Source organism: Spirosoma endophyticum (assembly GCF_900112365.1).
In the GTDB taxonomy this organism is placed as follows: Bacteria; Bacteroidota; Bacteroidia; order Cytophagales; family Spirosomataceae; genus Spirosoma; species Spirosoma endophyticum.
In genome coordinates this window covers 151,707-163,911 of sequence record NZ_FOLQ01000005.1, presented here as the reverse complement: position 1 = coordinate 163,911, position 12,205 = coordinate 151,707, and the positions used below count along the sequence as shown (strand labels likewise).

Here is a 12,205-nt window from a genome sequence, read left to right as displayed (position 1 = left end):
AGTTTGTTTTTGTTGCTGCACAAAGGTCCATGCCTCAGAATTCAGTCTTGTAGCGTAATCTCAGACTGTTGTAGCCGTTTCTTGGCTGGCTGTTAATTGAACGACTGCCGGAATTCCAAAGGCGAATGATTGGTCTTGCTTTTGAATAATTTGCTGAACGACTGCGAATGTTCAAACCCAAGTTCATAGGCAATTTCACTGACCGATAGAGCGGTAGTAGATAACTTTTCTTTCGCTTTCTCGATCAACTTGTCGTGTATGTGTTGCTGGGTACTTTGGCCGGTCAACACGTTTAGCAATACGCTCAAATAATTGGGTGATACGTTCAAGGCGTCGGCAACGTAGTGAACCGTGGGTACGCCATGTTTCACCAAAGCGTCGCTATTGAAATAGTCTGTGAGAATCGTTTCCAGCCGATCAAGGACTTTATGGTTCGTAATTTTTCGGGTGATGAATTGGCGATGATAAAACCGATCAGCGTAGGTCAGCAATAACTCAAGCTGGGCGATAATGACGTTCTGACTGAATTTATCGATGTTTGAGTGATATTCCTGACCAATGTTTTGCATGATACCGGTGATCATTCCTTCTTCCTTTTCCGAAAGATGCAGGGCTTCATTGACCGAATAGTTAAAATACTCATACTGCTTTATGGTTTTGGCCAAAGGCGTATTCCATAAATAATCAGGATGGATCAGTAAGAGCCAGCCTGTATGTTTTACATCTTTATCGGCCTCAATTGAAAAAACCTGACCGGGCGAAATGAAGATCATGACCCCTTCGTCAAAATCATATTCCTGTTGCCCGTATTTCATCTTGCCATTGAAATTCCGTTTCAGCGCGATGGAGTAAAAATCATGGGTGCGGCTTGTTAGGTTATCGCCTGACACGCGTTTAATCTCGTCAAAACTGACCAGGCTGATCAACGGATGCTCCGGTTTTGGAAGACTAAGGAGCTGATGGTATTCCGTTATTGTTTTAATGCGTTGAGGTTGCGTGTTTTTCATGGCTAAAAATAGTTATCAACTGAACGAATCGATTGTTTTCATTTTGGTGCTATCGGTGCTTTGGTAAACCTTCCCCACGCTACAAAAGCAGCCATACCAGCAAAAACGATATTTGGGCCTATTTGTGTAACTTCTCCTCTTGCCATGTGGAAAATACTGGCGCTAATCATAAGCAGAATAATGCCAATGGCTGCAATGGGTGTAAGTCTTGGCCTGATACGTAGCAGTGAGGGTAGAATTAACCCAATGGCACCTATTAAATCAGCGACCCCGGTAAGTTTGACCAAAGTTCCGGGAATCTGATCTGTCCAGGGCCACATGGCAGCGAGTTTTTCAACGGGCTGAAACAATTTCATAGCGGCCGCCCAAATAAAAGTAGCCGCTAAAATTACTTGCGTTACCCAAAGGATACTATGGATGGCTTTCGCCGGTTTTTGTTGACTTGACATGTTTGGATCATCAATCATTCAAGTCCCAAAAGTATTTACATTTGCTAGCCGCCAGATAGTACTTCCCCGTTGGATAGCGCTATCCAATGGGATAGTATCGTAAAATTTACCAATCCAGAAACAAATACATGTTGACCAAAGGTGGATGTCCTAAAACCGCTCTTTCTATCAAAGATGCGTTAGAAGCTCTGGAAGGCAGATGGAAACTGCTCATATTGTTTGCTTTATCCGCAGGGAACAAGCGTTTTAAGCAACTATCAAAGGAAGTCCCCGGGATTACCGACAAAACCCTGTCGAAAGAGTTGAAGAATCTGGAAGCGAATAAATTGATTCAACGAACGGTCCATGCTACGTTCCCTCCGACGGTGGAATACGCCATTACCGCGCATGGAAAGTCGCTGGAGAAGGTGATGGACGAACTCCATTATTGGGGATTAACCCATCGCAAAGAAATCATTGGAAAATGATGGCTGCGAATTATATAAGACGTAACAGCGGGTTAAAACCCGGCGCAGTGCATTAGTTCTTGCCACTTGCGCCGGGTTTTAACCCGCTGTTACTGAAGCTTATACCCCTAACTCAACGCATTCCGGCAAAAGTCCACGCATTTTTTTACTTCGGCGACTGAGTTTGAGCCTGCGGGTACCTGATATTCTAACTCGACCGTCGCCGGGAACTTGTATTTCTGCTCACGCATCAGTTGCAATACGGGGAGTAAAGGCGTATCGCCCTGGCCCCAGGGCAGGTTACCCTTGCCATTCGCCGGTAGCTGGCGGTCTTTGATGTGCATACTGGCAATACGATCGTGCTTCTGACGAATTAATCCCAGTGGATCAGGTTGACCGGCGGCTACGTAGTGACCTAGATCAAAATTCATGGCATTGCCCGGCGATTGGGCCAATGCGGTATCCCAGAAAGTAGGCGTCTGCTGCTCATGACCGTGATAACCTACCCGTAAACCGTGTTTCACCGCCATCTGACCCAGCCTGAGCGTTTGTGCATCGTTGGCGGGGTGTTCGACCGTTACTTGATTGGCACCCAATATTTTAGCCGCCCGCATTCCATAATCAATATCAGCATCGGTATTCTGAATGCCAAACGCATCGGGTTTGAATCCATAGATGGTGACGCCTGCCTGATTATACATCTTGCGAACCTTCTCGAACTTATCCATAGGAGCAGAAATTCGCCATTTTGCCATCTCCTCCCGATAAGCTTTCGTCTGCGCATCCGCGTCGGCCAGCGTTTTCTGTTCGTCTTCGGTTAGCGTCTGGTTTTCGCGCCGTTTCCGCATCAATGGAAAGATTGTCTTCATATCGACCGAATTTTTCGGTGCACCCGCAAACGTTTCGGCAGGGCCACCCATCAATTCAATGGCACTGATTCCACAATCCAGTACGTATTTCAACGTGGCTTCGGCGCTTTGGTCGGGCATTTCCCGGAACGAATACGTAATGACGCCAATCTGTACACCGTTGATCAGCGAGTTGGGCTTGCCCAGGTTTCGGATAATGGCTGGTGCACCAAACAATTTGTTCGCGCTCACTACTGTCCCGGCAACGAGCGCTGCCGTAGCGCCCAAAAACTGGCGACGTGTTGGTTGATTTTTCATGTCTTAAATGCGGTAGACTTGATTGGGTTATAGGCGTATAAAGCAGTTACTCCTGAGCAAATACTTTTGGCTGGCGGTAAGCACACAGCTTTTAGCCAGTACATGCCTGATTACCGCTTCACCTCATTGGTGGCCGAAGCAGGTGTAGCTGCCAGCACGCGAACGGGTCCTAACAGGCCAGACGGCAGTAGGGGAGCGTCAGCTTTGTAAAACGGCAACGTAGTGAACGTAATCTTGTTGGTCACACCGGGTTGGGCGTCGCCGATCAAGCGGTTGACCCACAGGTTGGTTACCTGTATCTGAACGGTATTGCGTCCGGTTTTCAGGGCATCAGTTATGTCGATGCGGAAGGGCTTTTTCCAGACCGTACCCACGTTCTTGCCATTCACAATCACCTCGGCGATATTCTTCACCTCACCCAGATCAAGAATGTACGACGCGTTCTTAGTGACTGTTGGCATGTCGAACGTATTGTCGTAGGCGGCCGTACCGGAAAAGTATTTGACACCCGGATCGGCATGTTCTGTCAACGACGACAACGTAGTAAACGTGGCTTTCTGGGGAGCGCCCCGGCCTTCCTGAAAGTTTACCGTCCAGACACTCGCTACGTTGGCAACGGGCGATTCCGTAATGGCAGGTTTAATATAGGAAGCAACCGTTGCTTTGTCGCGGAAGACAATAAAATACGCTTCCCACGATTCAAATTTGAGGGACACAATTGTGCGACCGTCTTTAATTTGATAGGACACGGTAGAGGTTTTGCCCGTCTGGGGATTCCAGAGTTCCGGCACTTTACCCGTCACGCGGAAGCTGACAGTGGCCTCATTCGGGTTCTCGCTGCGGTTATCGAGCCAGTAGAGGTCGGTGTCGGCGGTTTGGCGGTGAATATACAGTACCTTCGATTTGGCTCCAGAAACATCCACATCCGGCTGAATACTCATCTCTTTCAACATAGCTTCCACCGGTTTCATTGATACGTTCGGGTTGCTCCAGATCTGGTTCACCAACGTAGTAAATTCCGCTGCATTATCGGTTAGGCTAGGCGATCGTTCGGGTTTAACCCCCGCCACTTTCATGCCTGATTTAACCAGTTCTCCCAGTTTTTTCAGCACGGGTAGCGTCATCGTTCTTGCCGAAGAGTCCAATACCAGCAGTCGGTATTGCTGACCGCTGGGCGTGCTGATTTTACCTCCTTCAACACGTAGCGTATTCTTTACTACAGATGAGTTGGCAAAGTCAAACGCGTAGCCAGCCGGGATGGCGGGCAGTTTTTGAGCAAATACCTGCGTGATGTTGTTGTTCTCGCCATAATAGTACAATACGTCCACAACGGGTTTGCCCTGTTGCAGTAAAAAGCAACTGCGGCCGAGGTAATCCATCCAGGGTTTTGCCTGCTCAGCCCAGGTTTCCTGTCGGGTAAAATACTGTCCGAAAGGTCCGAGCGAAAAACCGGGTTTCTTGTCATCCAGCGGCTGGTGTACTGAGGTATGAATCACAAAGCGATTCAGGCCCGATGCCATTTCCAGATCGGCGGTACGCTTAAGCTTCTCGGGATGCCAGCTAAACGCATTTTGAATGGATGTCATCGACTCAGCCGCTACCAAATTCTGCCCATAGATATGCGCCACCGAAGCGGCCTCCCGAATGTCGGCTTCACTACGTACTTCTTCGTCTCCGCCACCCGCCAGGCTGCCCGGTGTCCACATGGCCGACATAGGAATCTCGGCTTTACGTTTCACATCCATGCCATCGGCCAGGTAAATCCGACCATTTTCGTGCGACTCCGTGTAGCGCTTCATGCCACGAGCGTGCAGGGCATCGCCGATCACATCGTAGTGATTGTCGACGATCAGTTCGCCGATGGTCTTGCGGAAATCCCACAGAAATTTCTCACTCTCTTCGGCACTCTTCACTATACGCCCTGTCAACACAGGAAGCCAGGGCTTGATGTCATAGCCTCGTCGTTTCAGAAACTCTTCGGGCATGGCCTTTGTCCAGGTCATATGGCCCGCTTCGTAGCTATCCAGCACCATGTATTGCAGTCCCTTTGCGCCCATCTGCCCACCCGTGGCATCCTTGTACATGTCCAGATACGTATCGATGTATTTTCGGACTGCTACATTGTCGAGCTTATCCACTTCCAGACCCGTAGCTTCGGGCGAAGCCGGGTGATTTTTTCGACCCGTGATCGAGTAGCCTAATCGTATTACGACCCAGTTACCGGCGGGAGGAGTCCAGTTTAACGTACCGTCGGTGCTCATTTTGGCCGTCAAATCCACTACGTCCTGGGTAGGAATGGCGTCAGCACCGGGCTTGATCAGTGAGTGTGTGGTTTCCTGCCAGGCGCTGAAACCAGCTTTTTGTTCAAACAGGTCTACACGGTCGGTATTGTGCAGCACCAGTTCGGCTACGGGCACGCCCTGCGGCTTTCCGGATTCAGTACGCCCCCCCATCATAGCGGCAAAGGGATTGCCTTCGGGTTTCTCGGTTTTAAACGTAAACCGGAAATATTTAGCCGTCGTAGGCAGAATACCCATGGTGCTTTGAGGAATCGTACTGCCCCGGATAATCACTACGTCCCGGAAATTCACGCCGTCGTCGCTCACTTTCAGCATCCGGTTGTCGGGCATTCCTCTGAATTCGGCCAGCTCACCAGCCGCAGCTGAGCCTACGATGGTAAACGCCTTGATCGTCTGTGGACTATCGAATTCATATTGTATCCACATATCCTGCCCAACTTCCATCGGTGGCAGCACCTTGGTATTGGCCAGGTCGCCATCGGTCAATTCGACCAGGCTGAACGTACCGCCACTCGAGGTGATTTTTGGATTCAGCGACGCTACAGACTTCTCCGTGGCCGGCAGGCGATAAGCAATTACAGCGGCATCGGCGTAATAGGTTGGCTCTGGTACGTTACTTGCTGGTCCACCAATCATACTGCCTACGGCGGCCACATTCTGGAACTTGCCCGTTGTCGCTGGTGGCTGGGGCAGTTTGCCCGAGAAAGCCTGCCCGCCCGTCACCCGCGTTTCGGACCAGACGTATTTTTTCATGGCGTCGCTGGCGGGCACCCACGGGCCACCCGTTACGCTCCAACCCGGCGACCCGGCAATGGCCATTTCGAGACCCAGTTTCTGAGCCAGATCGGTGGTGTGCTTAAAGGCGTTTTTCCATTCGGGGGTCATGAACACCAGCTTTTTGGGCGTTACGTTAGGCGTCAGCAGGCTGGCGTCGAAGTTCTGAAAGCCGCCAATACCGACGCGCTTCATCCATTCGAGGTCTTTGGTAATACCTTCTTTGGTGATGTTGCCGTTCATCCAATGCCACCAAACACGGGGCTTGGCGGCATCAGGCGGGGCCTGAAATCCATTTTTGAGCGTAGAGGGTTGGGCAAACGCTAAGGCCGGAAGCATCCAGATTAGGCAAGTAATTTTTTTCATGAGGGAAAGGAATAGGTCTGAAGGGGCATTGGTTGTTGGCTACTAACTATTTATGTAGAATGCCAAGTATATATTGAATAATTTGATGAAATATAAAGGATTGTAGGCTAATTCTGTCTAGAAAAGGCGTTGGTAGGCTAATATTTTGATTGGTACGTGCTAACGACCCAGCCAGTCCTTGAACTCTGACAGACGGCTCATGCTGACAAACACTTCATGGCGGGAGACTGGTAGCAGATCGAGTTTGAGTTTCCCCGCCGAATATGCATGAACGGCTTGAATGGCGGTTCTGGCGACAAGGAATTGACGATTCACCCGAAAAAAATGGCCTGGATTAACCAGTCCCGATAGCTGATCCAAACTGTATTCGAGCGGAAGTAACTGTCCCGCTTTGGTGACCAGGAACGTCGCCTTTTCCTCTGAATAGCAATAAGCGATGTCAGCCACCTCAATGCTGTGAATTTTGGTGCCGATCGTGACCATGAACCGCTCTTTGAAACTGCTCGTCTGCGGCTTTTGGATCAACTGGAGCAGGGCATTCAGGTCGGGAAGTACGGGTTGTCCTCGAATGGTTTTGAATTTTTCCATAGCCGCTACCAATTCCTCATAGTCAACCGGTTTCAACAGGTAATCGACACTATTGACCTTGAAGGCTTTTAGTACGTATTCGTCGTAGGCTGTCGTGAAAATAACCGGTACGGTCAGGCTGAGTTGTTCGAAAATACGAAAAGCCAGTCCGTCTTCCAGATGAATATCCATGAAGGCCAGATCGGGCTGCGTATGCTCGCTGAACCAGGCGACGGCGTCTTTCACGGACGGCAACTGGGTGAGAACATGGATAGATGGGTCATATTTTTTCAACAGCCGCTCCAGTTGACGGGCGGTGCGATCTTCATCTTCAATAATGACGACGTTCATAGTAAGAGGGGAATTTTGACAACAAACGATTCATTCTGATGGGCATAAAGTACGGTTCGCGGGGTGAGTAACGCATAGCGGTTGACAATATTCTGTAGTCCTACGCCCGTCGAAGGTTCGGGTTGATCGCGGGGCAGCCAGAGATTCTCGACGATCAGGACGTCATCCTGGCAATAGATATGGACACGTAGCGGTTCGGAAATCGACATCCGGTTATGTTTGACCGCATTTTCGACCAGCAACTGTAGTGATAAAGGCGCAATTTGATACTGCTCCTGCTGAGATGGAGTGAGTTCAATAAGGACCTCAAATTTGTTTTCGAAACGGATCTGGAGTAAAAACGTATATGCCCGAATAAAATCCACTTCGGTTTTGAGAGAAACCAGTTCCTGATCCCGCTGTTCCAGGATGTAGCGGTATACTTTGGACAATTGCTTGATGAATTGCTCGGAGAGATCAGCGTCCTCGTGCACCATGGAGGTAAGAATACTCAGGCTGTTAAAAAGAAAGTGCGGGCTCAGTTGATGTTTCAAGGCTTCGACCTGACTCAACGCGGCTTCTTTCTCCGACTGTTCGGCCCGAAGCTGCACATCTTTTAGTTGCTGATAGGAGCGTGAAATGATCGTCAGATAAAAGGCCGACAACATTACAACCAGGTTGAATACGTTGTTAACGCGTTGTAAGTACGTAAATACCTCGGGCGTAAACGGTGAGCCATGGTCTTTGGGTTGTGGTATAAGGCCACTCTGAAAGAACAGGAAAAAAAATCCAGAAACGATCAGTTGGAAAACCTGCGCGTAGAGTAAGGCCAGAGCGAGCGAGATGGACATGGTCAACAGGATGGCCCGCCAACTGAAATCGAGCAAAAAATTATCCCCAAACCACCGGAATAATTGAATCTGAATCCAGTCCGTAGCTGTAATCCAGATAAAGTATAAGCCCAGCGCGATGAGAAAGAAGACCCCTATAAATGGTAATGCCTTCACCAGACTGACCGGATTACGAACCGATTCGGGCAGGTTGATATACAGTATTAGAGGTGAATACAGTACTAGCAATCGGACGGCTAATTGCCATTTTTGTTGGTACGTTAGTTTTGCGACCATGATACGTTGTCAGTACAAAGGCAAAGGTGCCAATGGGCTACTACCTCACAAAACAAAGCGGGTTGAGTCGTTTCATTTAGTTCACCGGAATACCAGGCACCCCTAACCAGAGATTCTCATCGAACGATGGCTGGTCAGGGCTGCGCATTCATACAATCCAGCAGAAACGGCTATCCAATGGCCGGTTTGTAATCATTCGCCCTGAAGGGTAATTAATGGATGACTGGGGACCTCCGTTACCGTAAAGGATTGGACGGTACGTTCTTTTCCAACCGAAATGGATAGTTTGTAAATGCCCTTCTCTAGGCCGGAAATATCGAACTTCTGCGTGAGGCCACCGCGCAGATTCACATTACTGGAATAAAGCACATGCCCCTGTTCATCCTGTAAGGCGAGCGTAGCCGTTGCCTCCTGGGACGCAACAACTAGTTTGACTTTGTCATAACCAATCAGGGAGGCAATAGCAAGGGGTTTGCTGGGTTCACTGGCTGTTGCGAACGCTGCTGAACTGGCTACCAGCCCTAACACCAGGAGAAGAATATTTTTCATGATCTATCTATCATTTAGTTGCTTTTGCTTGACAGATCAAAAGTAAATTTGGTGCTAACGTATTGAAAATCAAATCTGCCGAACCTCAACATTCGCTGGATGAGTAAAGGATTTGGCGGGATGAGTGAGAAGAATAAACCGCAATTATGCACGGCAATCAGGCCGTACTGAACGTAGTACACTCAGCACCAACGAAAAAACCTGAATGAAGAGGTGTTTGTGGGAGTACGGGACGTAGGCAGAAACGTGATAGTACGGATTCCATTGGTTCGGTCTCCGTAAAAATGGAGGAGCTTTCCGGTGGCTCGGGTTGATCATACGTTACATGGGTGGTGGTGCAGAATAAAGACGCGTCCCCAACGCCAATGCCAGCATTCGGATACGCATCATGATCAACGGCTTTATCGGGTCGATTTGTCATCCGTCAATACAAACGACATTGAAAATATTGAAGCGCTGAGAAGCGTCGGCAACGGCTATCTACGGATCAGGAGTGTTAACGGCGTTCTACAAAATGCTACGTATACGTCTGCAACATCGGTGGATAAATCCTGCCTGTAAGTGTAATTGCCATGCAGAGTGACAACATGGGAGAAGCGAAAATTATCAATAACGCAGACTTCGACCAGATTAATTATTTGCTCTGAGTTGTTCACATACGGAAATGAGTAGGAAATAGATTAAATGCAAAAAGCCCTATACTGTGCGTATGAGGGCTAATTGTGCTCCCGAAGGGACTTGAACGCCTTATGTAAATCAACTAGTTATACGAAATTCGTAAAATCTTAGTAAACGAAAGGAATAGGTTTACTTCATTGGCTCCCAGACCTTGCCAACTACTTTCCACATACAATGGATTTCGTTGGCCGGGATGTCAATATGTCCGTATGTCTCGTTGTCGCTCCAAAGTCTTAATACGCCGTCAGTGTTGATTGTATTGGTCTTGATACGCTTGACCACAAACCGTCCATTACCAAATAAAACGGCGTAAATTCCGCCGCTTTCATATTTGATGTCATCCTTTGAAACGGACTCAGCCAATACCCGCGCTCCATCGACAATACCGGGGGTCATACTGTCGCCATCAATTTCAATGACCAGTTCTTTTTTATTGGCAACATAATCACGTATGTAAACGGGATACGTTTCGTTTATCCAATCCAATTGACATCCTTCATAAGATTCAGGGATTCCGGCTTGCGCCTTCAACGTCGCATAAGGAAGCTGTCTGTATAGCTCCTTTATATTAGGTTGAATAGTTCGGGTATTAGTAGAATGTCCTTCAATAGGTTCGTCTAAAAAAAAGCTTAGACCGGGTTTCACCTTGGCGGACGGACGCGCTTCAGAAAATACACTTACACTTACACCTAATAATTTGGCTAGATCGTCAAAATATAATTCCGGGACCGGATTTAAGCCACGTTCCCATTTCTGAACGGCTTGATAACTCCTCAAACCCAATGCGTTAGCTACATCGCTTTGAGACAATTTTCGTTGCTTCCTTAGTGTCTTTATGAGCATGGGTAATTCCACGGAAAATTTTTCAGCTTATACACTTGTTTTACACACTAAAAACGGTGTATAATTGCAGTGTAAAAAGTGGTAGTGTATATATTTACACTGCAAATAATAGCATAAACCTAGCATTATCAACTATGGATGCCCAAAAATTAATAAGCGGCAAAACGGCTGTTCAAGCGGCTAAGGAAGCATTTCGGCCGGTTCGTGAAAAATTGCCTAATAGTTGGTTGAAGGACATTTTGAGTAAGGAACCGGCTTTGAACGCAGAACCACACTTGACAAGATTGAAAAATATCCGGCTTGGCCGGGTGGCTCCAACGGCTGATGAGTCAGAATTATTTCAGTCTGTATTGCCCCAATGAATTTGATGTTTAGCTATATAATGAATTGATGTTTAACCATATAACCAGTTAAAAAAATGAATAATAACCAACTTCAGCGCGGTAATGAGATTCAGGCCGAAAAAGAGCAAATTAAAAAATTTGCAAAAGGAGTAGCGGAAACAATTGTTAATCGGGCGCAAGCTCAACTTTCGCAGGAATTGAGGACACGGATTTTGGCGGACGGTTTGGCGGCCGCCATGGGTGATTTGGTGGACGGCTGGGAGCGTCGGGAAACGGAAAAATTAGAAGCTGAATTTGCCGCCCTATGAACCTGCTATTCGGACGTTTCTTCCCCCTTGTACATTGTTCGTCAACCACGGCTTGGGGCTTGGTCATCATGGCTTTAATTCTTATCTACTGTTTAAGACCAAGCAAATGAGCCTGACCGACGTAGCCAACCTTGAAGACCTTAGCCCATTGGCTGAAGCGTCTGACGCCGTACTACTTTCCTTACAGACGGCGGCTGTTGATTGTTTGCTTAGTTGGGACCGGATTGGCCGGGCGCTTGATATGGTTGAAATAGCTTATTACAACCGTATCAACCGGATTGACAACTTCTTGACCACAACGCTTACCAATCGCTACGGGTGTAACGATTAATCCACTACTTCCCAATCTTCTAAAAACCATGACCACTTGTCCCGCTAAACCGCGGCCGTCAACTTTGACGTCTACGGGAAAGAATATCGTTTTGCTTCCTACTTCCGCCGTGGTGACTATTCCGGCCGTACTGGACTATGAACTGAAGGCCAAACTGAAGTCCGTATCAACCCGAATAGCTAAGGGCTTATTCTGCACGTTTTCGCGCTTTGATGACCTGAAGTCCCTTGCCTTAGTATTGGGGCAAGACGCCCGGCTGACAGACTACCCGGTCCGGCTGTTTGGGTATGAAATCAAAGTGCTTTATAGATTCATCTGGGAACAAGAAAAATGGCGGGACATCTATTGGCCGCCGGTTTCCAAAAATGAGTCAAGGGACGCTGTATGGACGTTTTTGGCCCAATTACGGGTCATTCAGGAACGGGTTGACGTCTACGCTTCCCGTCCTATTAATGGCAATGGTTAAGGGTTAAATCGGACGGCACTTCCGCCGGAACCTTCCCGGCGGAAGCCCTAAAATGACTTAACATCCTTCAAACTGCTTCAGCCCAATGCATAACCCAGTGATTAAAACAGGCCAATATGAAGGCCAATTGCTGTCAGCCGTAACTGACAAAACT

Annotated in this window: 14 protein-coding genes; 5 read left to right on the top strand and 9 right to left on the bottom strand. The window is 48.1% G+C overall.

Translation table 11 applies throughout. The annotated features are described in order from the left end of the window. Positions 1-92 precede the first annotated feature (92 nt). A complete protein-coding gene (locus tag BM202_RS15395) occupies positions 93-1,007 on the bottom strand; it encodes a helix-turn-helix domain-containing protein (RefSeq protein WP_093827589.1) in 915 nt (304 codons plus the stop codon). 38 nt (positions 1,008-1,045) lie between these two features. Next, complete coding sequence (locus tag BM202_RS15390) at positions 1,046-1,456, bottom strand: DoxX family protein (protein ID WP_093828071.1); 411 nt, start codon at positions 1,454-1,456, stop codon at positions 1,046-1,048. 128 nt (positions 1,457-1,584) lie between these two features. Here BM202_RS15390 and BM202_RS15385 point away from each other — a divergent pair, with 128 nt between their 5' ends. Next, a complete protein-coding gene (locus BM202_RS15385; RefSeq protein WP_093827587.1) occupies positions 1,585-1,923 on the top strand; it encodes a winged helix-turn-helix transcriptional regulator in 339 nt (112 codons plus the stop codon). Positions 1,924-2,030: 107 nt separating this feature from the next. Here BM202_RS15385 and BM202_RS15380 read toward each other — a convergent pair whose 3' ends face one another. The 7 genes from BM202_RS15380 to BM202_RS15350 form a co-directional block, all read right to left on the bottom strand. After that, complete coding sequence (locus BM202_RS15380) at positions 2,031-3,068, bottom strand: sugar phosphate isomerase/epimerase family protein (protein ID WP_093827585.1); 1,038 nt, start codon at positions 3,066-3,068, stop codon at positions 2,031-2,033. A gap of 110 nt (positions 3,069-3,178) precedes the next feature. Beyond that, positions 3,179-6,508 (bottom strand): glycosyl hydrolase, encoded by a 3,330-nt coding sequence (locus BM202_RS15375; protein WP_093827583.1) that lies wholly within the window; start codon positions 6,506-6,508, stop codon positions 3,179-3,181. Between the two features lie 159 nt (positions 6,509-6,667). Then, complete coding sequence (locus BM202_RS15370; RefSeq protein ID WP_093827581.1) at positions 6,668-7,426, bottom strand: LytR/AlgR family response regulator transcription factor; 759 nt, start codon at positions 7,424-7,426, stop codon at positions 6,668-6,670. After that, positions 7,423-8,532 carry a sensor histidine kinase gene (locus BM202_RS15365; RefSeq protein WP_093827579.1) on the bottom strand — a complete coding sequence of 370 codons (1,110 nt, stop codon included), beginning with the start codon at positions 8,530-8,532 and terminating at the stop codon, positions 7,423-7,425. Before BM202_RS15365 ends, BM202_RS15370 begins: the two co-directional genes overlap by 4 nt. A gap of 192 nt (positions 8,533-8,724) precedes the next feature. After that, complete coding sequence (locus BM202_RS15360) at positions 8,725-9,081, bottom strand: hypothetical protein (protein WP_093827578.1); 357 nt, start codon at positions 9,079-9,081, stop codon at positions 8,725-8,727. A 157-nt stretch (positions 9,082-9,238) separates the two neighbouring features. Beyond that, entirely contained in the window at positions 9,239-9,502 is a 264-nt protein-coding gene (locus BM202_RS15355) for a hypothetical protein (protein WP_093827576.1), read from the bottom strand. 386 nt (positions 9,503-9,888) lie between these two features. Next, complete coding sequence (locus tag BM202_RS15350) at positions 9,889-10,602, bottom strand: XRE family transcriptional regulator (protein ID WP_093827574.1); 714 nt, start codon at positions 10,600-10,602, stop codon at positions 9,889-9,891. Between the two features lie 134 nt (positions 10,603-10,736). Here BM202_RS15350 and BM202_RS15345 point away from each other — a divergent pair, with 134 nt between their 5' ends. The 4 genes from BM202_RS15345 to BM202_RS15330 all read left to right on the top strand — a co-directional run bounded on the left by BM202_RS15345 (position 10,737) and on the right by BM202_RS15330 (position 12,051). Then, positions 10,737-10,964 (top strand): hypothetical protein, encoded by a 228-nt coding sequence (locus BM202_RS15345; protein WP_093827572.1) that lies wholly within the window; start codon positions 10,737-10,739, stop codon positions 10,962-10,964. 56 nt (positions 10,965-11,020) lie between these two features. Then, the gene (locus BM202_RS15340; RefSeq protein WP_093827570.1) at positions 11,021-11,254 is read left to right on the top strand and encodes a hypothetical protein; all 234 of its coding nucleotides are present in this window, start codon (positions 11,021-11,023) and stop codon (positions 11,252-11,254) included. 34 nt (positions 11,255-11,288) lie between these two features. Beyond that, complete coding sequence (locus BM202_RS15335; protein ID WP_177236601.1) at positions 11,289-11,585, top strand: hypothetical protein; 297 nt, start codon at positions 11,289-11,291, stop codon at positions 11,583-11,585. Between the two features lie 91 nt (positions 11,586-11,676). Beyond that, positions 11,677-12,051, top strand: a complete 375-nt coding sequence (locus BM202_RS15330) for a hypothetical protein (RefSeq protein ID WP_143100699.1) — start codon at positions 11,677-11,679, stop codon at positions 12,049-12,051. Positions 12,052-12,205: the final 154 nt, after the last annotated feature.